Origin of the sequence: Proteiniphilum sp., assembly GCF_040307845.1 — a bacterium.
GTDB lineage: Bacteria > Bacteroidota > Bacteroidia > Bacteroidales > Dysgonomonadaceae > Proteiniphilum.
This window is the reverse complement of sequence record NZ_JAWRIS010000019.1, coordinates 1-25,647: the sequence shown is the minus strand read 5'-3', so window position 1 is coordinate 25,647 and position 25,647 is coordinate 1. Positions and strand designations below refer to the sequence as shown.

Annotated in this window: 20 protein-coding genes, 2 tRNA genes and 1 rRNA gene; 16 read left to right on the top strand and 7 right to left on the bottom strand. The window is 44.7% G+C overall.

Annotated features, from left to right (window positions below; all coding sequences use genetic code 11):
- Positions 1-66 precede the first annotated feature (66 nt).
- The 9 genes from ppdK to ABV001_RS04450 all read left to right on the top strand — a co-directional run bounded on the left by ppdK (position 67) and on the right by ABV001_RS04450 (position 10,236).
- The gene (ppdK, locus tag ABV001_RS04490) at positions 67-2,787 is read left to right on the top strand and encodes a pyruvate, phosphate dikinase (protein ID WP_323426001.1); all 2,721 of its coding nucleotides are present in this window, start codon (positions 67-69) and stop codon (positions 2,785-2,787) included.
- A gap of 270 nt (positions 2,788-3,057) precedes the next feature.
- Positions 3,058-4,425 (top strand): peptidylprolyl isomerase, encoded by a 1,368-nt coding sequence (locus tag ABV001_RS04485; RefSeq protein ID WP_352421717.1) that lies wholly within the window; start codon positions 3,058-3,060, stop codon positions 4,423-4,425.
- A gap of 16 nt (positions 4,426-4,441) precedes the next feature.
- On the top strand, positions 4,442-6,067 hold the full coding sequence (locus ABV001_RS04480) for an OstA-like protein (RefSeq protein ID WP_352421716.1): 1,626 nt from the start codon (positions 4,442-4,444) through the stop codon (positions 6,065-6,067).
- Positions 6,068-6,101: 34 nt separating this feature from the next.
- Entirely contained in the window at positions 6,102-6,425 is a 324-nt protein-coding gene (locus ABV001_RS04475) for a hypothetical protein (protein WP_323426014.1), read from the top strand.
- Between the two features lie 17 nt (positions 6,426-6,442).
- Complete coding sequence (gene mutL, locus ABV001_RS04470; RefSeq protein ID WP_352421715.1) at positions 6,443-8,248, top strand: DNA mismatch repair endonuclease MutL; 1,806 nt, start codon at positions 6,443-6,445, stop codon at positions 8,246-8,248.
- Positions 8,249-8,314: 66 nt separating this feature from the next.
- Entirely contained in the window at positions 8,315-9,283 is a 969-nt protein-coding gene (locus ABV001_RS04465) for an aldo/keto reductase (protein ID WP_352421714.1), read from the top strand.
- Positions 9,284-9,352: 69 nt separating this feature from the next.
- Positions 9,353-9,823 carry a Rieske (2Fe-2S) protein gene (locus tag ABV001_RS04460; protein ID WP_352421713.1) on the top strand — a complete coding sequence of 157 codons (471 nt, stop codon included), beginning with the start codon at positions 9,353-9,355 and terminating at the stop codon, positions 9,821-9,823.
- A gap of 248 nt (positions 9,824-10,071) precedes the next feature.
- A tRNA-Gly gene (locus ABV001_RS04455) sits at positions 10,072-10,147 on the top strand.
- 5 nt (positions 10,148-10,152) lie between these two features.
- A tRNA-Leu gene (locus tag ABV001_RS04450) sits at positions 10,153-10,236 on the top strand.
- A 378-nt stretch (positions 10,237-10,614) separates the two neighbouring features.
- Here ABV001_RS04450 and ABV001_RS04445 read toward each other — a convergent pair.
- Both ABV001_RS04445 and ABV001_RS04440 read right to left on the bottom strand, forming a co-directional pair.
- Entirely contained in the window at positions 10,615-11,634 is a 1,020-nt protein-coding gene (locus ABV001_RS04445) for an NAD-dependent epimerase/dehydratase family protein (RefSeq protein WP_352421712.1), read from the bottom strand.
- Between the two features lie 10 nt (positions 11,635-11,644).
- Positions 11,645-12,628, bottom strand: a complete 984-nt coding sequence (locus tag ABV001_RS04440) for a glycosyltransferase family 92 protein (RefSeq protein ID WP_352421711.1) — start codon at positions 12,626-12,628, stop codon at positions 11,645-11,647.
- 185 nt (positions 12,629-12,813) lie between these two features.
- On the opposite strand from ABV001_RS04440, the gene ABV001_RS04435 reads away from it, so the two are divergent.
- Positions 12,814-13,842 carry a dihydroorotate dehydrogenase-like protein gene (locus tag ABV001_RS04435; protein WP_352421710.1) on the top strand — a complete coding sequence of 343 codons (1,029 nt, stop codon included), beginning with the start codon at positions 12,814-12,816 and terminating at the stop codon, positions 13,840-13,842.
- A gap of 52 nt (positions 13,843-13,894) precedes the next feature.
- Here the strand turns inward: ABV001_RS04435 and nhaA are convergent, their stop codons facing one another.
- Together nhaA and pepE are read right to left on the bottom strand one after the other, a co-directional pair.
- On the bottom strand, positions 13,895-15,079 hold the full coding sequence (nhaA, locus tag ABV001_RS04430; RefSeq protein ID WP_352421709.1) for a Na+/H+ antiporter NhaA: 1,185 nt from the start codon (positions 15,077-15,079) through the stop codon (positions 13,895-13,897).
- Entirely contained in the window at positions 15,076-15,789 is a 714-nt protein-coding gene (gene pepE / locus ABV001_RS04425) for a dipeptidase PepE (RefSeq protein WP_352421708.1), read from the bottom strand. Before pepE ends, nhaA begins: the two co-directional genes overlap by 4 nt.
- 97 nt (positions 15,790-15,886) lie before the next feature.
- On the opposite strand from pepE, the gene ABV001_RS04420 reads away from it, so the two are divergent.
- The gene (locus ABV001_RS04420) at positions 15,887-16,561 is read left to right on the top strand and encodes a DNA alkylation repair protein (protein ID WP_352421707.1); all 675 of its coding nucleotides are present in this window, start codon (positions 15,887-15,889) and stop codon (positions 16,559-16,561) included.
- A gap of 3 nt (positions 16,562-16,564) precedes the next feature.
- Here the strand turns inward: ABV001_RS04420 and ABV001_RS04415 are convergent, their stop codons facing one another.
- On the bottom strand, positions 16,565-16,750 hold the full coding sequence (locus ABV001_RS04415; RefSeq protein WP_352421706.1) for a hypothetical protein: 186 nt from the start codon (positions 16,748-16,750) through the stop codon (positions 16,565-16,567).
- 66 nt (positions 16,751-16,816) lie between these two features.
- Positions 16,817-17,290: a 23S rRNA (pseudouridine(1915)-N(3))-methyltransferase RlmH gene (rlmH, locus tag ABV001_RS04410; RefSeq protein ID WP_352421705.1), complete on the bottom strand. Its 474-nt coding sequence runs from the start codon at positions 17,288-17,290 to the stop codon at positions 16,817-16,819.
- Positions 17,291-17,901: 611 nt separating this feature from the next.
- Here rlmH and nadC point away from each other — a divergent pair.
- From nadC to ABV001_RS04390, 4 genes are read left to right on the top strand one after another with little or no spacing between them, the layout of a single operon-like run.
- Positions 17,902-18,756 (top strand): carboxylating nicotinate-nucleotide diphosphorylase, encoded by an 855-nt coding sequence (nadC, locus tag ABV001_RS04405; protein WP_352421704.1) that lies wholly within the window; start codon positions 17,902-17,904, stop codon positions 18,754-18,756.
- A 7-nt stretch (positions 18,757-18,763) separates the two neighbouring features.
- On the top strand, positions 18,764-19,198 hold the full coding sequence (locus ABV001_RS04400; protein ID WP_352421703.1) for a dCMP deaminase family protein: 435 nt from the start codon (positions 18,764-18,766) through the stop codon (positions 19,196-19,198).
- A gap of 18 nt (positions 19,199-19,216) precedes the next feature.
- Positions 19,217-20,857, top strand: coding sequence for a S41 family peptidase (locus ABV001_RS04395; protein WP_352421702.1), 1,641 nt, complete (start codon positions 19,217-19,219; stop codon positions 20,855-20,857).
- A gap of 6 nt (positions 20,858-20,863) precedes the next feature.
- Positions 20,864-22,819, top strand: a complete 1,956-nt coding sequence (locus ABV001_RS04390; protein ID WP_352421701.1) for a polysaccharide biosynthesis protein — start codon at positions 20,864-20,866, stop codon at positions 22,817-22,819.
- Positions 22,820-22,830: 11 nt separating this feature from the next.
- Here the strand turns inward: ABV001_RS04390 and ABV001_RS04385 are convergent, their stop codons facing one another.
- On the bottom strand, positions 22,831-24,669 hold the full coding sequence (locus ABV001_RS04385; RefSeq protein ID WP_352421700.1) for an ABC transporter ATP-binding protein: 1,839 nt from the start codon (positions 24,667-24,669) through the stop codon (positions 22,831-22,833).
- A gap of 744 nt (positions 24,670-25,413) precedes the next feature.
- Here ABV001_RS04385 and ABV001_RS04380 point away from each other — a divergent pair.
- A 16S ribosomal RNA gene (locus ABV001_RS04380) occupies positions 25,414-25,647 on the top strand; the annotation flags it as partial.

Sequence of the window (25,647 nt, the reverse complement as noted above, 5' to 3'; positions counted from 1 at the left end):
TTTTGCAGAATATAACGAAAGAAACAATAATACTTTAACATTTACTTGTCATAACTTAACATTAAAATGAAAAAAAAGAGAGTTTATACCTTTGGAAACGGTGCTGCTGAAGGGCGGGCAGATATGAAAAACCTCCTTGGAGGGAAAGGTGCGAATCTTGCCGAAATGAATCTAATTGGCGTTCCCGTTCCTCCGGGTTTTACCATTACTACTGAGGTCTGTACGGAATATAATGAATTGGGTAGAGATTATGTGGTGGGTCTCCTGAAAGAGGAAGTTGAGCAAGCAGTAGCCCAGATAGAACAACTGACGGGAACAAAATTCGGAGACAAGGAAAATCCTTGCCTGGTATCTGTCCGTTCCGGTTCACGTGTATCTATGCCGGGGATGATGGACACCGTACTGAATCTTGGTCTGAATGATGATGCCGTGGAAGGAATTGCCGGAAAGTCGGGCAATGAACGTTTTGCATGGGATTCCTATCGCCGTTTTGTGCAGATGTATGGTGATGTAGTGTTGGGAATGAAACCCCAAAGCAAAGAAGATATCGACCCGTTCGAAGAGATTATGGATGAGGTGAAGGAAGCGAAAGGGATAGAACTGGATACTGATCTTACCACTGACGACCTGAAAGAACTTGTCACAAAATTCAAGGCAGCCGTAAAACAAAATACCGGTAACGATTTTCCGGTAGACCCTTGGGATCAGTTATGGGGAGCCGTATGTGCCGTATTCAACAGTTGGATGAATGAACGCGCAATCCTTTACCGTAAGATGAATAATATTCCTGAAGAGTGGGGAACCGCTGTCAATGTGCAGGCCATGGTATATGGTAATATGGGTAAAACTTCCGGCACAGGGGTTGCTTTCACCCGTGATGCTGCTACCGGCGAAGATATTTTTAATGGAGAGTACCTGATCGATGCACAAGGTGAAGATGTGGTTGCCGGTGTACGTACGCCGCAGCAGATCACTATCGAGGGATCTCGTCGTTGGGCAAAGCTGCAGGGTATTTCGGAAGAGGAACGTGCAGCCAAATATCCTTCTCTCGAAGAAGCGCTTCCCGCATGTGCAAAGGATCTCATTGAGGTACAACAGAAACTGGAAGACTATTTCAAGGATATGCAAGACCTTGAGTTCACTATCCAGGATGGAAAACTCTGGTTGCTGCAGACCCGTAGCGGTAAACGTACCGGTGCTGCAATGGTGAAAATCGCTATCGATATGCTCCATCAGGGATATATAGATGAAAAAACTGCATTGAAACGGTGCGACGCTGAAAAGTTGGATGAGTTGCTCCACCCTGTTTTTGATAAAAAATCACTCGCCAAGGCTAAACCGCTGACCAATGGTCTGCCTGCCTCCCCGGGCGCAGCTGCCGGCCAGATAGTATTCCATGCCGATGAAGCCGAAGAATGGAGTAAAGGAGGTAAAAAAGTAATCCTTTGCCGTATTGAAACATCTCCCGAAGATTTGCGTGGTATGGCTACTGCGCAAGGAATCCTTACCGCACGGGGCGGAATGACTTCCCATGCTGCCGTAGTGGCAAGAGGAATGGGTAAATGTTGCGTTTCGGCTGCCAATAATGTAGTGATCAGCTATAAGGAACGCACCATGACCATCCATGGCAAGGAACTGAAAGAAGGAGACTGGATCTCCTTGGATGGTTCTACCGGTCTGGTCTATGAAGGCCGGATAGAAACCCAGGATGCTGAACTGGATGCCGATTTCAACGAATTGATGGAGATTGCCGACAGATATGCCCGTATGGATGTGAGAACCAACGCTGATACCCCGCGCGATGCCAAAGTGGCCCGCAATTTCGGTGCCAGAGGTATTGGTTTGTGCCGTACGGAACATATGTTCTTTGAAGAAGATAAGATCATACCCATGCGGGAGATGATCCTCGCCAAAGATGAAGATGGACGCCGGAAAGCATTGGAAAAACTGCTCCCGTTGCAGAAAAAAGATTTCGACGGAATATTCAGGGCGATGGACGGTCTGCCCGTTACTGTTCGCCTGCTCGATCCTCCGTTGCATGAGTTTGTTCCCCACGATGAAAAGGGACAGATGGAAATGGCCAGGGTGATGGGAATTTCTTACAAAGATATTCACGAACGGGTAGAAGGGTTACTGGAATCGAACCCGATGCTTGGTCTGCGTGGTTGCCGCCTTGGAAACCTCTATCCGGAGATTACCGAGATGCAGGCACGTGCCATTATGGAAGTGGCCATCGAGTTGAAGGAAGAGGGTATCACTGCCTGTCCTGAAATCATGGTTCCCCTCACCGGGATTGTCTATGAGTTCAAAGCACAGAAGGATATCATCGAGAATACTATCCAGAAAGTATTTGCAGAAAAGAGCGACTCGGTGGAATACAAGATCGGCACGATGATCGAAATACCGCGTGCAGCGCTTACGGCGCACAAGATCGCCAAGGAAGCCGATTTCTTCTCCTTCGGCACGAACGACCTTACCCAAATGACATTCGGCTATAGCCGTGATGACGTGGCCAAGTTCCTGCCGATGTATATCGATAAGGGGATATTGAAACATGACCCGTTTGCGGTTCTCGACCAGAATGGCGTAGGGCAGCTTGTGAGAATGGCTGTGCAGAAAGGTCGTGAAGTGAAGCCCACCCTTAAATGCGGCATCTGTGGAGAGCATGGGGGAGAGCCTTCGTCGGTGAAGTTCTGCCATACGGTGGGACTGAACTATGTATCCTGCTCACCGTTCCGTGTGCCTATTGCACGTCTGGCCGCAGCCCAGGCAGCTATTGAAGGTTGAACGGTCAATTTTGATATTTTTGCAGAGGCGCCCCTAATGGCGTCTCTGCTCGTTTGTATGTTGTCCACCCTTTATAACTACTTTTAACCATGAAACTATTTTGCTGCTAATGGGATTATCATTACTTTTACACCACTATTTTAAACAGATTGACTTATGAAATGAGTATGAACATTCATTTGAAGATATGATGGTGCAATCTATTCCCTCTTAGTTTATCAAATGTCTTTGTTCTTTGCTCTTTATTCTTTGTTCTAAATGAAAATCGAAATGAAATATTCAGTAAAGATATTGTTCTTTTTTACGGCGTTATTATTCGTTCCCGGCCTGATGATTGCCCAGAATAATATAGTCGACGAGATCGTATGGGTGGTTGGCGATGAAGCGATCCTGAAGTCGGAGGTAGAGGAGTACCGCAAGGAGATACTGATGCAGAACCAGCGAATTGAAGGTGATCCCTATTGTTTTATTCCTGAACAGTTGGCCATCAGGAAGCTGTTTCTCGACCAGGCGAAACTGGACAGCATTACAGTGCAGGAGTCTCAGGTGAGCCGCTCGCTCGAATATATGATGAATGAGTATATCGCTTCGGTAGGTTCTGCGGAGAGACTGGAAGAATATTGGGGGAAGAGCCTCACTGCCATCCGGGAAGATATGCGGGACCAGCTCCGCGAACAGCAGCTTATAGAAGGAGTGCAGCAAAAACATTTCGGGCACGTACAATTGAGCCCTTCCGAAATCCGGAAGTATTATAACAGTCTTCCGCAGGATAGTCTGCCCTTTATTCCGACAACGCTGGAAGTACAGATCATCACTGTGGAACCGGAGATTCCGTTGGCGGAGATCGATAAGGTGAAGGCGCAGTTGCGTGACTATACCGAGCAGATAACCAGCGGGAAGAATACTATGTCCACATTGGCCATACTCCATTCCGAGGACGGATCTGCGATGAGAGGAGGAGAACTCGGTTTTATGAGTCGTTCTACTTTAACTCCCGAATTCGCGAATGTGGCTTTTGCCCTGAACGATCCGAAAAAAGTATCGAATGTGGTGGAAACGGAATATGGTTTCCACATTATCCAGTTGATCGAGCGGAGAAACGATATGGCGAATTTCCGGCATATACTGCTGAAACCCAAAGTGCCTAAGGTATCGCTCGACACGGCGCAGATCCGTCTCGATTCCATCCGAACAGGGATCATGGATGAAAAAATCACTTTCGACGATGCGGCTACTTATCTCTCTGCCGATAAAGATACCCGGAATAACAGGGGGATCATGGTGAATAATACTCCCAGAAGTGTGAACGCGGGTACCCCCCGGTTCCCTCTCAACGAGTTGAACCAGGATATAGCAAAAATTGCAGGCGAGATGGCGAAAGGAGAGGTATCGCAACCGTTTATTATGATCAACGACAAGGGACGGGAAGTGGCTGCCATGATTAAAATCACTGACCGTAACGAAGGGCATAAAGCCAATATCAATAACGATTATCAGACTATCAAACAGATGGCCGAGAATGCCAGGCAACAGAAACTGGTGGATGAATGGCTGCAGGATAAGATCCGGAAAACTTACGTCCGTATAGACCCGGAATGGCAGGGGTGCGAATATAAATACAAGGATTGGCTAAAATAACTGTGCTCTTACAGCAATGAAGAAACAACGCTTGCAATCTTTCAGCGGAGGCATATTTTTGTTGGGACTGCTATCGCTTATTATGGCCTCGGCTTATGCGCAGGTGCCTCCCCCGCAACAATCCGCCGCGGATCCGCCGGTGCAGATTGTGGAAATGAGGCAGGCAGATCTTTTGAGCAAGAGAGACGGACTCGATGCCCAGATTTTTACGGGTAGTGTGGTTTTCTACCATGAGGGGGCATATATGTATTGTGATAGCGCTTACCTTTATCAGCAGGCTAATTCGTTTGAAGCATTCAGTAATGTGAGAATGGAGCAGGGCGATACCATTTTTGTCTATGGCGACTACCTGCATTACGACGGGAATACCCGGCTGGCGCGGCTTCGTGACAATATTAGGATGGAAGACCGGACGGCTACACTCTTTACCGACAGCCTTGATTACGACCGGATGGCCAATCTCGGGTATTACTTTGATGGCGGGATGCTGGTAGATGAGAAGAACGAGCTTACTTCTTATTGGGGGCAATATAGTCCGGAAACCAAGGAAGCACTGTTCAGCGACAGTGTGAAACTGGTTAATATAGACTATATTATTTACGCCGATACGCTAAAATACAATACCGAGTCGAAATTAGCCGATATTCTGGGGCCTTCACGTATTGTATCGGACAGTGGTTATGTGCATACAAGCAACGGATGGTATAATACCGTGACAGATGATTCCAAATTGCTGGACCGCTCGGAAGTGTATAGCAATGACGGAACCAAAGTGCTTATCGGGGATACAATCCTCTATAACCGTCAAACGGGGGTGGGAGAGGTGTTTGGAGATATGTTCCTCGAAGACAAGGCACAAAAGACTATCCTGCGGGGAAATTATGGTTACTATGAAGAAAAAACGGAGTACGGGATGGCTACCGATATGGCGTATGCGATCGACTACTCCCAGGGCGACAGCCTGTTTGTGCACGGGGATACGCTCATCATGAAAACCGACTCAATATACCGGGATGTCAAAGCTTTTTATGATGTGCGGTTTTATCGCTCTGATATCCAGGGTGTGTGTGACTCGCTGCACTATGCTTCAGCTGACTCTATACTTTATATGATAGGTGATCCTGTGATATGGAGTGATAATAATCAGGTGCTGGGAAATCGGATCGATATTTTCCTGAACGACTCCACCATCGAAAAAGCCGTTGTAAGGGATTATGCCTTTTCTGTACAGGAGAGGTGGAAAGAGGATCAGTTCAATCAATTGAGCGGAAGGGATATGACCGCTTTCTTTCGGGATGGGGAACTCTATCATATCCTGGTGGAAGGGGAGGCCGTGTCGTTATACTACGCGGAACAGGAAGACAGTACCATCATCGGGTTGAACAAGATGGAGAGTGCTTACCTGGAGATAGATACGGAAAATAACAAGATTAAGAAATTAAAAGCCTATCCGGTAACTACGGGAGTCCTCACTCCACTTCCCTTGTTAAAACCCGAAGAGAAACGCTTGAAACAGTTTGTCTGGCTCAATTATTTGCGTCCTGCCGGCCCCGATGATATATTCCGTCCTAATGAGCGGCGTAGCTCCGAAGCTACCGAACCGCGTAGGGGACGTTTTGAGAGAGAAGATATCACGCTCTGACCTTTTTATATTTACAAACCAACAGTTGCTTATTATGGGTGTTTTCTTTTTTTATAATAACCGGAAGCCGCGTAAATTCAATTATACGCCTATCCTTTACAATCCGGAAGAGGAGGAACGCAAGAAGAACCTGCAGGACCGGATCGAGAAGGTGAAGAGGGAGATGGGCGTACTGCCGGAAGAAAAACCGGTCGAAAGGAAAGATTTTAAGACGGAATTTGTTTCCCAGACGCGTCATTTAAAAAAACGAAAGGATCGGGAAGGTTCCGGAAGAAATTCTTTTTTTACCAATAATGGACTGCTTATTATTATTTTGGTGATTCTTTTTGCAATCTTCTTTTTCTGGTTTTTGCGCTAAACAGTACTGATTACACTATGACTGATATCATTCATCTCCTTCCGGATTCCATCGCCAACCAAATAGCTGCGGGTGAAGTTATACAACGCCCTGCATCGGTAGTGAAGGAACTGATCGAGAACTCCCTCGACGCCGGTGCTACACATGTCATTCTCAGTGTAAAAGACGCCGGACGTACTTTTATTCAGGTAATTGATGACGGCAAAGGGATGTCGGCCACCGATCTGCGGATGGCTTTCGAGCGTCATGCCACTTCCAAGATACGAAATGTCGACGACCTGTTTTCACTTACTACGATGGGATTCCGGGGGGAAGCCTTGCCTTCTATTGCCGCGATCTCCCATATAGAGGTGAAGAGTCGCAGGAAAGAAGATGAATTGGGATCGTGGCTGGTCATTTCCGGATCGAAAGTCGAAAAGCAGGAGATCGTGGCCGCGGCCGCGGGAACTTCAATCACTGTGAAAAATATTTTTTTCAATGTGCCGGCCCGGAGAAAATTCCTGAAATCCAACGAAACTGAACGGCGGAATATTTTCACGGAATTCGAACGTATCGTACTGGTCAACCCCGATGTGGAATTCACGTTCATAGAAAACGGAGTGGAGACGCTTCATCTGCCCAGGACCGGATTGCGGCAACGTATCGTCCAGATAGAGGGGAAAAATACGAATCAGCAATTGATCGAAATCAGTGAAGAGACTACGCTTGGAAAGATTTACGGTTATATAACCCGCCCCGAATTTGCCAGAAAGGGAAAGGTAAACCAGTTCTTTTTCGTGAATAACCGGTATATCCGGCATCCTTATTTCCATAAGGCGGTTACCACCGCATTTGAGCCGCTTATTGCCGCCACCGAGAAACCCGGTTACTATATCTATTTTCAGGTCGATCCCGATACGATCGATGTGAATATTCATCCTACCAAGACCGAGGTGAAGTTCGAGAATGAACAGGCTCTCTGGCAGATACTCATGGTAACAGTGAAAGAGTCGCTGGGAAAATTCAATGCCATCCCTACGATCGACTTCGACAGGGATGACGCACCCGAGATACCGATTTATAATCCATCTCATTCTGCGTCAATGCCGAAAGTGAACATCGACCCCGGTTATAATCCTTTTCACAGCCATCGTGCTGAAACCCCGAAGCCGGTAACCCCTGTTTTCGGGTGGGAGCAACTTTACAAAGGATTTGAAAAAGACTCCTCCTCCACACTATTCAAACCGGCCGAAAATGATCATAATTTGCCTGAAACGGAACTTTCGCCTGAACATTATCAATATAAACAAAAATATATACTTACTTCGGTGAAATCGGGGCTGATGATTATCGATCAGCACAGGGCGCATGTACGTATTCTCTTTGATAAGTATCTGGAGCAGATAAAGAACAAAAGAGGGATCTCTCAACGGGTGTTATTCCCGGAAGTATTAGACCTCTCTGTATCCGAAGCAGCTGCCTTGCCTTCCATTCTGGAGGATTTGGAGGCACTGGGTTTTGAACTGGGCGATCTGGGTAATTGCAGTTTTGCCATACAGGCTGTTCCTTCCGAAATTGAAAATACTGCTCCGGCTCCACTGGTCCGTTCCATGATCGGAAAGAGTATGGAGACGGGAAGTGATGTGAAATCGGAAGTACAGGAGTCCATAGCACTTTCATTGGCCAATATGACCGCCATTCCTTACGGAAGAACATTGACTGCTGAGGAGATGTTGCTTGTGGTGAGTCAACTTTTTGCGTCACCTTCTCCTACCTACACCCCTGATGGTCAGGTTATAATCAGCGTGGTGTCGGATGCGGAGATTGAAAAGAAAATGCAATGAAATATTTTGTTAAACAAGGGCCGGTTGGAACTTGTTTATTGTATGAACCTTTTAAATTGAAAGAATATGATGCACTATTCTTATTGCGGAAACAGTGGTGTACAACTCCCTAAAATATCACTGGGACTCTGGCATAATTTCGGATTTGCCGATGATTATGGTACAGCACGTGAAATGGTTATCCATGCTTTTGAACAGGGTATAACCCACTTCGATCTGGCAAATAATTACGGCCCACCCCCCGGTTCGGCAGAATCGAATTTCGGAAAGATCCTAAAGGAGGATCTCTCTTCCCATCGCGACCAGATGATCATTTCGTCCAAAGCGGGGCATCTGATGTGGAATGGTCCGTATGGCGACGGCTCATCGAGGAAATATCTTATGGCCAGCATCAATCAAAGTCTTAAGCGGACAGGATTAGAATATTTCGATATTTTCTATTCACATCGTTACGATCCCAATACACCGGTGGAGGAGACCATGCAGGCGCTGGTAGATATCGTGCGACAGGGAAAGGCACTTTATATAGGCCTGTCAAAATATCCTCCCGTCCAGGCACGGGTAGCGATGCACTATCTGAAAGAGAGAGATGTCCCCTGTTTCATCTTTCAGGATAAGTATAGTATGTTCAATCGTCTGCCTGAAAAGGATATTCTGAATATCACCGATGAGTTCGGTTCCGGATTTATTGCCTTTTCACCGTTGGCGCAGGGACTCCTTACCGGTAAATATCTGAACGGAATTCCTGAAGATTCACGTGCCGCCAATCCTTCCGGGTTCCTTCAGAAAGAACAGGTGACCGCATTGCTGGTGGATAAGGTGAAACAGTTGAACGTGATGGCTGCACTTCGAGGACAGACCATGGCTGAAATGGCTCTGGCGTGGGCGTTGCGGGATAAGAGGGTTACTTCTCTTATTGTAGGAGCACGCAATCTGGAACAATTGCAGGATAATCTGAAAGCGTTAGAGAACATCTCTTTCTCAGCGGAAGAACTACAACAGATTGATGCCATCCTCGACGGAGCTACGCTTTGAGAAAGGTGCCTGAGTGGTTAGGTGCCTGAGTGATTAGGTGGGAGAGTGGGAGACTAATTGGTATAAGTGATGATGAAACGAACGGATGTTTTCTTTTTAATCATTTTTCTGGTGGTTGCTTCCTGCGGGGACGAAGCACCCCGTCAGACTGTTCCTTATGCCCCGGTGAACTTCAGGATCGATCCGGATGGCGCCGACCATATCCTGAAAAACTATCTCACCTATAAAATATTTACAGAGAGCGAGGCACATTCATCAACAGATCGTTTTGGTTATGCCGGCGTGTTGGTTGTTACCGATGCGAACGGCGGTTTGCATGCCTTTGATCTTTGTTGCCCTCATGAAGACAATAAGCAGATAATTATAAATCCGGATTATGAAGAAAAGGGGTATAACGGTAAAGTGAAGTGTACATCATGTGGTTCTGTTTTTGTAACCATGTTTGGTATCGGGAATGTGGAGTCGGGGCCTTCAACCGAACCTTTGCAGCGATATAATGTGATTCTTCTGCAAGATGGCAGTTATCGTGTAATCAATTAGCCGGTTGCATAAATCCTTTTTATTCCTGTGTTCTGTTTTCCGCGTGTATCATTCTTTTTGCGGTTTTCCGGGATAAATTAAAAATATGAATGTAAAAATTTTCCGTATTGCTTTGAAATACGGAGAAACATCTTTACATTTGCAGTCGCAAAAAAGTCGAGCATAACCTTGCCCCAAAAAGGAAAAGGAAACTAACCTTGGCAAGGAAAGCTCGGAACAGAGGTTCTGGTGAAATTTAAAATATTATTGCGGAAGTAGCTCAGTTGGTAGAGCATAACCTTGCCAAGGTTAGGGTCGCGGGTTCGAGTCCCGTCTTCCGCTCCAGGTACGCTCGGATGGTGGAATGGTAGACACGCAAGACTTAAAATCTTGTGACCATTACGGTTGTGCGGGTTCAAGTCCCGCTCCGAGTACTTTTAAGAAAGCTAATCGTTCTATATATAAATGGTTAGCTTTTTTTATTTTGGTAGCTTGCCCGATATTTGCCCGATATGTGGTGTCTGGGGGGATAAAATAACGTTTTATTTGGGTCTGTTTTTATGACAATTTCCTGCTCCATATACGGGAAATTACTGCCGGATGCATACGAGGAGTTAAGATAATCATTGCCTACATAGCCGTTAAACCACTGCTTTACGGACATCTTAAGCGTGTTCATTTGCTGTGTGAACCCCGCCTGCACTATGGAACGGGCTTCCAAAGAATAAGTGAAATTTTATCTCTAAAATCGCTATTTTTTATCCCTACTTTATCATGATATGCTCATATTTTATGACAAATATTTGTATTCACTATGTCGGGTGTTTATGACTATATTCCTTGAACCAGACGTAGAAATTCCTGATCCCGGTTTCTATCGACGTGCGGGGTTTATAGCCAAATTGTCGTTCGAGTAATGATGTATCGGCGTAAGTAGATACCACATCGCCGGGTTGCATATCTGTCATTTCCTTGATAGCCTGTTTTCCGGCGGTTTTTTCGATGATACGGATGAAATCCATCAATTGCACGGGAGATGAGCAGCCCATATTGTATATAACATGGGGAATATCGGCTTGCGGAGGGGCGGGCATAATTCTGAGTATCCCTTCCACAATATCGTCGATATAGGTAAAGTCACGTTGCATTTTCCCGTTATTGAAAACCTTGATCGGTCTTCCTTCTGTAATGGCCGATGTAAACAGCCAGGGAGCCATGTCGGGTCGCCCCCACGGCCCATAAACCGTAAAAAAACGGATGCCGGTAGCAGCTATTCCATAAAGTTTGCTATAGGAGTAGGTCAACAGTTCACCAGCTTTTTTGGTCGCCGCATAAAGGCTTACGGGATGGTCGGTTTGTGCGGATTCTTTGTACGGGGTGGGAGTGTCGTCACCGTACACACTGCTGGAACTGGCGTAAAGCAGATGCCGGACAGGGTAGGCACGGCACGCCTCCAACAGGTGGGTAAACCCCACTATATTGGAATTGATGTATGAAAGCGGATTTTCAAGGGAATACCTAACCCCCGCCTGTGCAGCCAAATGGAGGACATGTGTGAATTGCTCGTCACGGAAGAGTGCGAGAACCCCTTCGGCATCAGTCAGGTCGATCCGGATAAAACGGTATGTGGGGTATGTATCGCTCTGTACCCATTCACCCTCTTTTATTTTTTCCCGGGGTATGCCCGTTTCAGCCAGACGGGCATATTTCAGTTGGACATCGTAGTAAGCATTGATATTGTCGAGTCCGGCTACGTCGTATCTCTGCCGGGCCAATTCCTGTACGACGTGAAAACCAATAAATCCGGCAGCGCCGGTAACCAATATCTTCATCTTCATCAATTTATTCCTCCTCAATATCGTTCAGGTCGAACCGTTCAAAATAGTCCATACCCCGGATATCAAGTGTCCTTGACCGGCCTCTGGCACGTTTTCCCAGAAATTCCTCATAAGATTTCACCGCATAATGGTTGATGCGGATCACATCCTGCTGGGGATCGCGATCCCTGAAATGCTTTCGAACCGGTTGGCCGTGCGAATCGAAAGTCTTTCCGGACATTCTTGCCACTTCATGGGCGCCGATAAATGAAACGACACGGCGCGGATTGACGATACTCTTGACATGCCTGTTCAAAATATGATCTGGTTCCGCATGTTGTTTGAATCGCTCCATGACGCCGCCCTCCACTTTTTTATCGGCTCCGCCACTGCCATAGCACAACCAATTGATTTCTATCGCAGATGCCTCCTCGAATCGACTTAAAAACTGGGGAATCGTTTTGTCTTGTATCGGTACTATGAATTCATCCAGGTCAATAACCGCCATCCAACGTGTATCCAAACGGTGTCTATCTAAACAGTCATCATAGATCGGCAATTGTTGTTTTACCCCTTTCCAGAAGATATATTCCACCAAACCTGATGCGACATAAGGAGCCAGTATTTCTTTGGTGTTGTCCGTACTTTCGTTGTCATATATGTAAAACTTCTCTACACCTAAGTTATGATGCCATTCTATCCATTCCTTAAAATAGGGACCTTCGTTTTTTGCCATTGTACAGACAGCCAGATAATATTTTGGAACTACCTCCCTATGGCGATACACTTCCCTGCGGAGTTTAAGGACCCGTATTGGACCATAGCGCAGAATTCCCCGACATTGGTTCCTCGTCATTTTGTGCGGGATAACCCCTGCTACAATCTCAGCAAGCCCTTTGCGTATCGAAAAGGAGAGATCAAGTTTTGTCAGTTCTTCACGTCTTTTTTCTCTTTTCGATTTGTCAGAAATGCATGCCGTTAGGAAGTTTGCCGTTGATCTATTCATCATCTTAACAATTGAATAATTCACTCTTTGTAGAATCCAGCGCAAAAGTACATGAAAATCGAACTATTTCCAAAGAGTTGAATTGGAAAGATAATTACTTTTATTGTTACAGGATTTTTGTTTTTTCATGAAAAAGTATAACTTTGTCTGAAACATAATATAAGTGTATATAATAAAAATAGAGTCATATGAAGAACCTGGAAACATCCTACATGGGCATTCCGCTTAAAAACCCGGTCATACTGGGGGCATCGGAACTATCCTCTGACATTGAGTCATTGAAAAAAGCAGAACAGGCAGGAGCTGCGGCGATAGTGTATAAAACGCTTTTCGAAGAACAGATTCAATTGGAGGATCTGCAATTTGATGAATTGAAAGAAGAGTATAACGATATCCATGCCGAGATGACTTCGCTCTATCCCGATATTGATCGCTCCGAGATAGAGTATTACCTGGTAAAGATCCGCAATGCCAAAGAGAGCCTTTCCATACCGATGATTGCCAGTCTGAATGCCGTGAATGATGCTTCCTGGTTTCGCTATGCACGCTTGATCGAAGAGACTGGTGTGGATGGAATAGAACTCAATCTTTACCAGACGCCTACCCAATTCGATCTCGATGCCTCTGAAATAGAGAAAAGGCAGATCGATATGGTGGCAGAAATCAAAAAAGAACTATCCATACCGGTAAGCGTGAAGCTCAGTTCTGATTATACCAATATCCTGCACTTTACGAAACGTCTTGACGAGGCGGGTGTAGATGCGATGGTGCTCTTTAATTCTTTCTTCCAGCCCGACATCAATATTGAAAATGAAAGCCACAGAAGAGCTTTTAACTTCAGTAAGAAAGGTGACTATAAGCAATCGCTTCGTATCGCGGGGATGCTCTATGACCGTATAAATGCCAGTATATGTGGTAGCCGGGGCGTTTTCGACGGCGATGATATAATTAAATTGATCCTCTCAGGGGCAACATGTGTACAGACGGTAAGCGCCGTTTACAGGCACGGGATAAAACATATTACTGAGATGATCCGTGGAGTGGAGGAATGGATGGAACGGAAAGGATATGACTCAATTGAACAATTCAGGGGAAAGCTTTCGGACAGTGTGCTCAATAAAAACGACAACCTGTTGATCTACAAGCGGGCACAATATGTTGACCTGATACTTCATTCCGACACGATTTTCGGAAATATGGAGCATCGCGGATTTTAAGAATAACGTTTCGGATAACCCCCGGCAATGGTAATAGTGGTGGCTATGTCAATCACACTTCGTCCTCATCACGGGGAATAGCTTTGAGCCATACATACCCTACTATCATTGCCGATACCGAAGCAATCAGCACCGACAGTTTCGCTATATCCATCCACATTTTCTCCTCGGGAAAAGAGAGATTTGATACGAAAATAGACATAGTGAAGCCTATTCCGGCTAATATGCCCACCCCTATAAACTGGGACCAACGGATGTTTGTTAACCTGACCAGCCGGAGTTTGACCATCAGATAAACGGCGAACGCGATGCCCAATGGTTTTCCAATGAGCAGCCCCAGAATAATCCCGATAGAAAGGGGGGAGGTGAGGCCTGCGACTGCCGCGGGAGTGATGAAGATACTGGTGTTTGCCAACGCGAAGAGGGGCACAATGAAAAAATTCACCGGAAGGCTCAGTCTTTTCTCAAATGCCGGCATCTTGCTGATAGGAAGGATAAAAGCCAATATCACCCCGGCAAATGAAGCGTGAATCCCTGATCGATACATGCAATACCACATGCTCAATGCCAGTACGGTTGTTACGATATAAACCGATTTGTGATGAAAGTAACGGTTGATAAGAAAAATAATGACTGCTATGGCAGCCACACCTGCCAGCCACATAAAGTAAAGTCCAGTGCCATAAAACACAGCGATAATGAGAATGGCGCAGAGGTCGTCGATGATGGCCAGTGCTGTCAGGAAAACTTTCATCGAATGAGGTACCGCTTTCCCGAGCAGGCTTATGATACCCAATGTGAAAGCAATATCAGTAGCCGTGGGAATGGCCCACCCGTTTGTAAAAACCGTACCCGATGTGAACGTGATAAAAATAAGGGCTGGAAAGGCTACCCCGAATAATGCGGAAATGGAAGGAAACATCATCCTGCTGGGGGAGGAGAGTTCTCCGGTGGTCACTTCCTTTTTTATGTCGATAGCCACATGAAAAAAAAACAACGTCATCAGGGCGTCGTTGATAAAATGGATAATGCTGTGTGGCAGGTGCAAATGGTGGAAGCCGGGAATCTCCAAATGCCAGAAATTATAATATAGAGTGCCTATTCCTTTGATGTTTGTCAAAACCAGTGACAGGAAAGTGCATAATAATAAAAGTATACCCAAAGACCTGCTATCGCTGATGATTCGTCGGAATAAGGAGGTGCCGGGTTGAAGGCCGCTATGCTGTATTGTACTCATTTTTTTTGTAGCAGAAAGTTGAAATCATCTTCATTTGAAAGTTCCATGGGGGCCTGTCCATATTTAAAGATACGGGCCTTCCGAGGACCAATCAGCTCCAGCTCGCCATCTTCGACAAGGAGCATGGTACTTTCGCGAAGTCCCACTACATAGATATCGCGGTTCACTTCGATGAACTCCCTGATACGTACTTCTCTGGTTTCACCTCCATGGTTTGCCGGGTGATCGTCAAGATAATGGGGGTTAATCTGAAAGGGAACCAATTTGAGCGTCTTGAATTTCAGAGGTTCCACGATAGGCATATCGTTGGTGGTTCTCAAAGTGGGGCAAGCTATATTGGATCCTGCACTCCAGCCTATATAGGGGGTGCCTTTCTTCACTTTCTTACGGATCACTTTCATCAGTCCTTTTTCCTGAAGCATTTTCACCAACTGCCAGGTGTTCCCGCCTCCCACAACAATGGCCTCTGCATTTTCAAGGGCTTCCACTGGATTGATGAAACGATGAATACCAGTGACATGATGTCCTATTTCTGCAAAACGGGCATTCACCTTCTCTTCATATTCATCAAATGAAAAGGTGACTGCTGCATAAGGAATAAAAATAGCATTATTAGCTTTATCCCCCAGAAATTTTTTGATCTGGTTCTTGGGGTACTCCAGATATCCTTCACCCGGATTGGTGGAGTTACTGATTAAGAGGAGTCTCATCGTGTATGGTTTTATCTGTTTTTTTACTATAACATAAAGATAGTGAAAATTGTTTCAAAATTATAATTTTATCTTTGAAAAACCTAATTTTGCAGTTATGGAAAATAAATCAATAGACTCTGTTTTACGGAATATACGAGCCGACCTGCGAATGTCGATGAACGGAATGACTGCCGCCAGCATGCGTGCAAAAGGAATAGAATATCGAATGAATTTCGGGGTGGATATTCCCAGGCTCCAACAAATCGCGGCCAGATACGTGCCGGATATAGTCCTGGCGGAAATAATGTGGAAAGAGGATGTGCGTGAGTTGAAAATATTGGCGACAATGCTTTGTCCGCCTGCCCGTTTCTCTAAGGAAGACGCTGGTCGGTGGGTAAAAGGTACGGCCAATCAGGAAATCCGGGAGCAGGTATGTAAAAATCTTTTTCAGGAATTGTCTTATGCTGATGAGTTAGTACAGGAATGGACGGGGAGTGGAGATGAAACCATCCGGGCTACCGGGTATTGGCTCCTTGCCAGGTTATGTATTATCCGTTCTGGGTCCCTGGTGCGGATCCGGTTTGAAGGGTTATTGGAAAAGGCGAAAGCCGATCTGAAAAGCGAATCGCTGTTGCTGCGCCAATCAGCATTGAATATGTTGAAATTCTCCGGTAGAATTTCACCTGATAATGCTGAAAGAGTGATGCAGTTGGTAACCGATTTTAAAGGCTCTACCAATCCGCAGGAAAAAGAAATCTTTGATCTGCTCTCTTTTGAGTTTGAACTATAACAGTTATTCTTTAAAATTCTTGCTGATAAAAAACAGCGACAGAAAGAGGTTTAAAATAAGAAAAGCCCCGCTTCCTGCCAGAAAAAGTCCTTTCCAGCGGGGAAAAACTATCAGGGAAATCACAGCTGCGATTGCGATTAGTGCAATGATAGTCCAGATAACAGTTAGAATTGTTTTCTTTTTTGTCATAACTCGGCTTAATTCATTTTACAAAAGTAATAACTATTTCGTCAAGTGAGTGGAAAGTGAAATTTTTTATTCGTGGTGGTAGGGCTCATTGTGTAAGATTGTCATTGCACGGTAAAGCTGTTCTGCGAAGACCAGCCGAACCATTTGGTGGGTAAAGGTCATTCTTGATAAAGAAATAGTTTCATTTGATCGTTCACGTACCTCACCGGAAAATCCATAAGGTCCTCCAATAACGAAAACCAGCCGTTTAGAGGCAGAATAAGATTTTTTCTCCATATATCCGGCGAACTCCATGGAAGAATATTGCGTTCCCTTATCATCAAGCAGCACAATATAGTCAGAGGGCTGGAACCATTTCAGCAGTTTTTCCCCTTCCTGCTTTTTCTGTTCTTTCTCGGAGAATTTTTTTGTACTTTTTATATCAGGAATAATCTGCATTTCAAAGGAAACATAGTAATTGATCCTCTTTCTATACTCTTCTATGATTTGTGAAAAAAGCGGATCGTCTGTCTTTCCTATGGAAAGTAAAATAGTTTTCATTCAATTCTATTGTTATGTAATTCTATTGTTATTCGGCTTCGCCGTTATTCGCACTTCGTGCGTTATTCAGCTTCGCTGTTATTTGTGCTTCGCACGTAATTTCTGAACTTCAATCGAATCACAATCGAATCACAATCGAATTACAACCGAATAACAATTGAATAACAATCGAATAACAACTGAATTACAATCGAATTACAACTGAATAACAATCGAATAACAATCGAATCACAATTGAATCACAATCGAATTACAACTGAATAACAACTGAATAACAACTGAATTCCAATCGAATTCCAATCGAATTCCAACTGAATCACAACTGAATCACAATCGAATAACAACTGAATTACAATCGAATTACAATCGAATTACAATCGAATTACAATCGAATTACAACTGAATAACAACTGAATAACAACTGAATCACAATCGAATCACAACCGAATAATCATCGAATATGAGTAATTTGGCCTCAGAAAACGAAAAAAGCAGTTTTTAAGGGCAAATATAGCCGTTTATTTCTTATTTTTGCACCAAAATTCTTATAAAAGAATAACAAAACGGATAGATTGTTTGTTGTAAGATATAGCGGATCAAGTCGTTTTAGTATGATAGAAAAAGAGTTAATTCATAACCTTATCCGATTGGCTTTTGCCGAAGATATCGGAGACGGAGACCACACCACCCTCTGTAGTATCCCGGAGACAGTAGAAGGGCAATCGAAACTGCTTATCAAAGAAGAAGGTATACTTGCCGGCATAGATATAGCCGTTGAAGTATTCCATACTTTTGATCCGGAGTTGCAAGTAGAGGTTTTTCTTCAGGATGGAACACCTGTTAAGCCGGGTGACATAGCTTTTATTGTGACAGGAAAAATCCGTTCCATTTTGCAGACCGAACGGCTTGTCCTTAATATTATGCAGCGGATGAGCGGTATTGCTACCATAACCAATCGCTATATGAAACTCCTTGAGGGCACATCGGCAAAAGTACTCGATACCCGGAAAACCACGCCGGGAATGCGTATCCTTGAAAAGCAGGCTGTCAGGATAGGAGGAGGGGAGAATCACAGGATAGGATTATTTGATATGATCCTATTGAAGGACAACCATGTCGATTTTGCCGGAGGGATTGAAAAGGCCATTCGTGGGGCACAACACTATTTAAAAGCAAAAAATAAAAAACTCAAAATAGAGATAGAGGTGCGTAATCTTGCTGAGTTGGAAGAGGCGCTCCGTATTGGCGGTGTAGACAGGATCATGCTCGATAATTTTACGCCTGCACAGACTCTTGAGGCTGTGAAGATCGTGAAAGCGGTAAATGAGCAAGTGGAGTTAGAGTCTTCGGGAGGGATCACTATCGATACCATCCGTGCGTATGCCGAAACAGGAGTCGATTATATTTCGGTAGGTGCACTGACTCACTCGGTGAAAAGTCTCGATATGAGTTTGAAAGCAATCTGAATGTGATATGGAACAAAACGAGGAAAAGCAGGAACTGCTCGACAGGCGGTATATGCGTATGGCTTTTATATGGGCGGAAAACTCCTACTGTAAACGGAGAAAGGTCGGTGCGCTTCTGGTGAAAGACAAGATGATCATTTCAGATGGTTACAATGGCACTCCTTCGGGTTTTGAGAATGTGTGTGAAGATGAAAATGATATCACAAAGCCCTATGTGCTCCATGCTGAGGCAAACGCAATCACAAAAGTGGCACGTTCAAATAATAGTAGCGACGGAGCCACACTCTACGTTACTTCTTCACCTTGTATTGAGTGCGCCAAATTGATCATTCAGGCCGGTATAAGCAGAGTAGTCTTTGCGGATAATTACCGGTTGAGCGATGGAATTGATCTTTTGAGGAGAGCCAATATTGAACTTGTTTCGGTAGAAATTGACAAATAGCGACAGGAGAGAGATGGAATGAATGAAGGAAAGAAGGCCAGGATATGGCTGCCCTTAGGTATAGGTATAGGTATTGCACTGGGTATATTTATAGGAAGTAAATATAGCCAGTTCGGACGTTCGGGAAGCATAGCAGGGTCCGGAAAGATAGATGCAGTGCTGAACTATGTCAGGGAGTCGTATGTCGATACGGTCAATATGCGCCAACTGGTGGAAGATGCGCTGCCCAATATCATACATGAACTGGATCCTCATTCAGATTATATCTCTGCTGCTGATATGATACGGGTGAACGAAGACCTGGAAGGTCATTTCTCAGGAATTGGCGTTAACTTCTATGTGTTGAGGGATACCATCGTGGTAACAGGAATTGTGCCGGGAGGACCTTCCGAGGCGGCCGGTATTATGCATTGGGACAGGATTGTGACGGTAAATGATACCTTGGTCACCGGTACCAAACTCCGGAATGAGGAAGTGATGGAGAGGCTGCGCGGTGAAATGGGCTCGGAAGTGAGGTTGGGTATCATAAGAACGGGTGATGACCGTTTACATGATATCACCGTTACGCGCGGTGATATCCCCATGAACAGTGTGAATGCAGCTTATATGTTGACGGACCGGATCGGTTTTATTAAACTGGGGAAGAATTTTGGTTTTAATACTTTCAGTGAATTTATATCTGCCATATCCAAATTAAAAAGTCAGGGAGCACATTCCTTTGTGATCGATCTGAGGGGAAATATAGGAGGATCACTGGATGTAGTGGTGGCTATGGTAAATGAATTTTTAGACAGGGGAGACCTTATCGTATATACCCATGGGCGGAATTTTCCAAGGACCGACAGTTATGCCAACGGATCGGGGACTTGCAAGAAAGACGATATAGTGGTGTTGATCGATGAATTTAGTGCTTCGGCCAGTGAGATTTTTGCCGGTGCTATTCAGGACCACGACAGGGGATTAGTGATAGGCAGACGATCTTTTGGTAAGGGATTGGTGCAGGGACAGCGTAATTTTCCCGACGGTTCGGCGGTTCGGCTCACAGTAGCCCGTTATTATACAGCTTCAGGCAGATCTATTCAGCGTGGATATGAAAGGGGAAAGTATGATGAGTACGAAATGGAGGCCATCAACCGTTATATAGAAGGAGATTATGTCAACGTAGATACGGTCTCCAATCATCTTACTCCTTTTCAGACGGCTGGAGGCAGGACCGTTTACGGTGGAGGGGGAATCATGCCTGACATCTTTATACCCCGTGACACAATGGGGATAAACCCCTATTATAATCAGGTAGTGAATAACCGGTTGGATGAGAAATATGCCATGCTTTATTCCGACATGAATCGTGAAAAACTGAATAGTTTCAATACATGGCACGAACTTTACCGGTATTTACGGCAACAGCCGCTGTTATTAAATCTGGTGAGCTTTGCCGATCACAATGGCATCAGGCGGAGGCCTTATTATGTGCAGGAATCGAGTGAGTTGCTGGAAAATGTGATATATGCCTATATTATCCGGAATTTCTTTGGTGAAGAAGCCTTCTGGGCAGCCTACCATAAAGAAGATCCACTGATTAAAAAAGGAATTGAGTTGATAGAGACAGGAAAGACTATACATCAATCTATTGTGAACGAGGAGTATAAAATTAATTAGACTTTTATGAGTAATGTAATACATAATTTCTTATCAAATAGGGTTTTATCCCGATTTTCAATTTTTGTGATTGACACACTCATGATCATGTTCTCTTGTTTCATGATGTATCTGGTGAGATACGGATTTGTGGAACTCACCCCCGAAGTCAGGGGCGATGGTATCACCTTGGTCGTGATCCTGATTTTTGTCAATGCCATCACATTTATGTTATTCCGCACATCCAGCGGTATTTTGAGATTCTCTTCTTTCTCCGATTTGATGAGGATTGCCTATTCTTTGATATTAGGGTATGGGATTGCCTATCTGGGCATTATCATACTGAAGGGATTCAGGCCCGGCTTTCATCTGGATGATGTGACTTTCATCTCCATTTTCTTCCTTAATTTGTTTCTGATGATCTTTTCGAGGATATTGACGAAAGAGGTGTATGAGTTCATTACAGGACGGAATGTGAAACCAGTCAATGTGTTTATCTATGGTACAAAGGAAGCCGGTATAAGTGTGGCCAAAGCTGTGAAAGGGAATAGTGAATTTAACTACCGGGTGCTTGGATTTATATCAGACGAAAGCCAGATGGTGGGAAAAGAATTGATGGGGATAACTATCTATGCGAATAATGAGAATATTTTCAGGACATTAGAAAGCAAAGATGTGCAGACCATTATCGTCTCACCCCAGCAGATGGAGGAGATAAAGAATTCCGACCTTCTGAGTAATTTTGTGGATCATAACATCTCATTGCTCACCACGGTGCCTTTGAACGAGTGGAACGGGATGATCATGAGTAAGGAGCAGTTGAAAGATGTACAGATTGAAGACCTCCTGCCCCGGGAACCGATCCATGTCAACATGATAAAGATTGCTTCAAATATTGAGGGTAAACGTGTGATGGTAACGGGGGCCGCCGGATCGATAGGAAGTGAAATTGTCCGTCAGGTAGCCAATTTTAATCCTTACAGTATTATTCTTATCGACCAGGCTGAAACCCCATTGCATGATATGAGGCTTGAGTTAAAAGAGAAATGGCGAGACTTGCGTGCCGAAGTCATTGTGGCTGACGTGAGTAATGCCAGCCGGATGGAGCGTATCTTTTCGAGGACCCGCCCCCAATATATTTTTCATGCGGCGGCCTACAAGCATGTACCGATGATGGAGGACAATGTATCGGAGTCTGTACAGACCAATATTCTGGGAACAAAAATTATGGCAGATCTTGCCGTGAAATACAATGCCGATAAATTTGTGATGGTCTCCACCGACAAGGCAGTGAACCCTTCCAATGTGATGGGATGTTCCAAACGGATCTGCGAAATCTATGTGCAGTCTCTGGCAAAACATATAGGGAAAAGTGGCAAGAAGACAACGCAGTTTATCACCACCCGCTTTGGAAATGTGTTAGGGTCGAACGGTTCAGTAATACCCCTGTTCAGAGAGCAGATAAAGCATGGAGGCCCTGTTACGGTGACCCATCCGGAGATCATCCGTTATTTCATGACCATTCCGGAGGCCTGTCAGTTAGTGTTGGAGGCCGGTGCTATGGGAAAAGGCGGTGAGATATATATTTTTGATATGGGAAAACCAGTCAAGATACTGGATCTGGCAAAAAGAATGATCCGCCTCTCCGGTTCCAAGAATATCAAAATAGAGTTTACCGGGTTGCGGCATGGGGAGAAACTCTATGAAGAGCTGCTGAACATCGCAGAACACACCAAACCAACATACCATGAGAAGATTATGATCGCGGATGTGCGTGAATATGAATATGAAGAGGTGAACCGCAAAGTGGACACTCTCATTCATGCTTCTTATGAATATGACGATATGCGGACAGTGAAGAGGATGAAAGAGATCGTCCCTGAATTTCTCAGTATTAATTCCCCCTTCGAAGCCGTAGACCGCTTATTGGAGAAGATATCCGAAAAAGAATTGCTTGTCCCTGTCCCTAAGGATAAGGGGTAAGGGATAAGCTATCAATCTCTTAGATCGCGTTGCATATCGCACAATGAGGTATAATATCCTCCTTGTGCATAAAGAGCGGCATGTTGACCTGATTCTACTATGTGCCCGTCTTTCATTACATAGATCTCATCTGCATTCTTGATGGTGGATAGCCTGTGGGCGATCACGATGGTAGTCCGGTTTTCCATCAACTTCTCCAACGCTTCCTGTACAAGCCGCTCCGAATCGGTATCGAGTGCCGAAGTGGCCTCATCCAGTATCAATATTTTCGGGTTCTTCAGGATGGCCCGCGCAATGCTGATGCGCTGTCGCTGACCGCCTGATAACTTCCCGCCCCGGTCGCCGATATTGGTTTGATAGCCGTATTCGGTAGCCATAATGAATTCGTGGGCGTTGGCAATCCTGGCGGCATTGACCACCTCGCTTTCCGTTGGGTTGTTGACGCCGAATGCTATATTATTATAAAAGGTGTCGTTAAAAAGGATGGCCTCCTGGTTGACATATCCCATCAGTGACCTCAGCTCCCGGATTCTCATATCCTTTATATTTACCCCATCGATAAGGATCTCTCCCTTTTGGATATCATAGAAGCGGGGCAGGAGATCGGCCATCGTCGATTTTCCGGAACCCGACTGACCAACAAGAGCAATGGTTTTGCCTTTGTCGATCTTCAGATTTACCCCTTTAATGACCCAATCCGTTTCATATTTAAACCATACATCCTTGTAATCTATAGAGGAGTTGAATGTGACGGGAACCGGTTGTGCCGGATCGGTGATCTTGTTATCGGCAGTCAGTATCTTGTCGATACGTTCCATCGATGCTAACCCGCGCTGAATGGCATAGGCCGATTTGGAGAATTCCTTGGCCGGATTGATGATACTATAGAATATGGTGAGATAGTAGATGAACGAGGCAGCATCGATCAGGCTGTTACCCTCCAATATTAATGTGCCTCCAAACCACAGTACAATGGCGATGGTGATAGTTCCCAGAAGTTCACTCATGGGATGTGCCAATTGCTGCCTGCGCGCGATCCTGTTAGACATGCGCCGGAATTCGTTGGTGCCTGTATGGAATTTTTCGGAGATTTTGCTTTCAGCACTGAACGCTTTGATCACCCTCAATCCGCTTAATGTTTCTTCCATCTGAGACATCAGTTCCCCCCACTTGTTCTGTGCCGTGAAAGATTTCCTTTTCAGGCTTCTTCCCACACGCCCCATCACAAGCCCCATTACCGGCAGTACTACCAAGACGAAAAGGGTTAGTTGCCAGCTGAGAACCAGCATAGTACCCAGATAGATCAATATAAGAACAGGGTTCTTAAAAAGCATGTCGAGGGAACTCATCACCGAGTTTTCCACCTCATTCACATCGCCCGATACCCGGGAGAGGATATCTCCTTTTCTTTCTTCGGTGAAAAAGCCGATAGGGAGGGAAAGTACCTTGTCGTTGATTTGATTCCGGATATCCTTCACTACTCCCGTCCTTATCGGAATAAGGAAATAAGAACCCAGGTAGGCAGTTCCGGTTTTCAGTAAAGTCGTCACGATAAGGAATATGGCCAGTGCCATGAGTGTGAAACTGCTCCCGTGGGTATCAATGAGGTGGGTTATATACCAGTTCATATTATTGAGTACCAGATCCATGAATGAATAGTCAGGACTGTCCCAGGGAATAAATGAAAATGTGCTCCTGTTTATTTTGAATAAGACCTGGAGTATAGGGATGATCGTGGCAAATGAAATTACGTTCAATATTGCAGTCAGAATATTGAATACAAATGCCAGAATAACATATTTCTTATAGGGGGGTAAAAACCGCTTTAAGATATGAAGGATACCTTTCATTTATTTATTCTTATTTTTGTGCGAAGATACTTATAAAATATGATTCTATCAGGAAAAGTCGCACCTTTTCACTTTTTGGTGTGGTTTCTTACTCTTTCGTTCGTCTCTTCCGAGAGACTTTCTTTTTCCCTATTTTTTATATCGTCTCCCTGTTTTTTCCTGTTTCTCTCCTGTCGGCATGAAAAAAGATTGATTTTTTTTGTCAGGGTAAATAGATGATATTCTTTTGTTTGAAAAGAAGAGGAGAAAAAGGAGTAAAAAAAGATCGATTTTTTTTGTTGAATTGTTTGGATGGTAAGAAAAGACTCCCTATCTTTGCACCCGCTTTCAGGAAATAAGTACTGACTGCGAGAGAAAAAAGCGATCTTTAGATTATTTACATATACGTTCAAAAAGAAGACAAAGCAGAGTATACAAGGGATTCGGGTTTTAGATACCCGGATCAAATTGGTACCCGTTCAATAAAAAACAGGAACTATTTCGTTAAGCCGGGCGTGCAGGGGCAAACTTGTTTGACCATGCCGTGGCGAGAACTTTTTCGATAAGCGAGTGCAGAGTTAAAACTCGTTTTAATTATGTCGAGCGAAGAAAAAGTCTGTAAAGAAATAGTATCAACAGGAAACTAAATAAATCGTGAATCCGGGGGCTTTGGAAAGAATCTTTTCAGTTGATCATGTTTCCGTTTGGGCCTGCCACAAGCAGGAACCGATGGTATATGTTTCAAGGAAACAAAAAAACAAAAATACAACGAAGAGTTTGATCCTGGCTCAGGATGAACGCTAGCGATAGGCCTAACACATGCAAGTCGAGGGGCATCATAAGGGGTAGCAATACTTCTGGTGGCGACCGGCGCACGGGTGAGTAACACGTATGCAACCTGCCTTCAACAAGGGCATAACCCGTTGAAAGACGGACTAATTCCCTATGACACAGGGGTCCCGCATGGGGATATTTGTTAAAGATTTTATCGGTTGAAGA

Coding starts and splice junctions, on each gene's coding strand:
- ABV001_RS04415 (WP_352421706.1), bottom strand. CDS start 16,750: ATGACAAAAAAGAAAACAATTCTAACTGTTATCTGGACTATCATTGCA.
- nhaA (WP_352421709.1), bottom strand. CDS start 15,079: ATGAGTACAATACAGCATAGCGGCCTTCAACCCGGCACCTCCTTATTC.
- rlmH (WP_352421705.1), bottom strand. CDS start 17,290: ATGAAAACTATTTTACTTTCCATAGGAAAGACAGACGATCCGCTTTTT.
- ABV001_RS04445 (WP_352421712.1), bottom strand. CDS start 11,634: ATGAAGATATTGGTTACCGGCGCTGCCGGATTTATTGGTTTTCACGTC.
- ABV001_RS04485 (WP_352421717.1), top strand. CDS start 3,058: ATGAAATATTCAGTAAAGATATTGTTCTTTTTTACGGCGTTATTATTC.
- ABV001_RS04465 (WP_352421714.1), top strand. CDS start 8,315: ATGATGCACTATTCTTATTGCGGAAACAGTGGTGTACAACTCCCTAAA.
- ABV001_RS04390 (WP_352421701.1), top strand. CDS start 20,864: ATGAGTAATGTAATACATAATTTCTTATCAAATAGGGTTTTATCCCGA.
- ABV001_RS04385 (WP_352421700.1), bottom strand. CDS start 24,669: ATGAAAGGTATCCTTCATATCTTAAAGCGGTTTTTACCCCCCTATAAG.
- ABV001_RS04395 (WP_352421702.1), top strand. CDS start 19,217: ATGAATGAAGGAAAGAAGGCCAGGATATGGCTGCCCTTAGGTATAGGT.
- pepE (WP_352421708.1), bottom strand. CDS start 15,789: ATGAGACTCCTCTTAATCAGTAACTCCACCAATCCGGGTGAAGGATAT.
- ABV001_RS04420 (WP_352421707.1), top strand. CDS start 15,887: ATGGAAAATAAATCAATAGACTCTGTTTTACGGAATATACGAGCCGAC.
- ABV001_RS04480 (WP_352421716.1), top strand. CDS start 4,442: ATGAAGAAACAACGCTTGCAATCTTTCAGCGGAGGCATATTTTTGTTG.
- ABV001_RS04400 (WP_352421703.1), top strand. CDS start 18,764: ATGGAACAAAACGAGGAAAAGCAGGAACTGCTCGACAGGCGGTATATG.
- ABV001_RS04460 (WP_352421713.1), top strand. CDS start 9,353: ATGATGAAACGAACGGATGTTTTCTTTTTAATCATTTTTCTGGTGGTT.
- nadC (WP_352421704.1), top strand. CDS start 17,902: ATGATAGAAAAAGAGTTAATTCATAACCTTATCCGATTGGCTTTTGCC.
- mutL (WP_352421715.1), top strand. CDS start 6,443: ATGACTGATATCATTCATCTCCTTCCGGATTCCATCGCCAACCAAATA.
- ABV001_RS04435 (WP_352421710.1), top strand. CDS start 12,814: ATGAAGAACCTGGAAACATCCTACATGGGCATTCCGCTTAAAAACCCG.
- ABV001_RS04440 (WP_352421711.1), bottom strand. CDS start 12,628: ATGATGAATAGATCAACGGCAAACTTCCTAACGGCATGCATTTCTGAC.
- ABV001_RS04475 (WP_323426014.1), top strand. CDS start 6,102: ATGGGTGTTTTCTTTTTTTATAATAACCGGAAGCCGCGTAAATTCAAT.
- ppdK (WP_323426001.1), top strand. CDS start 67: ATGAAAAAAAAGAGAGTTTATACCTTTGGAAACGGTGCTGCTGAAGGG.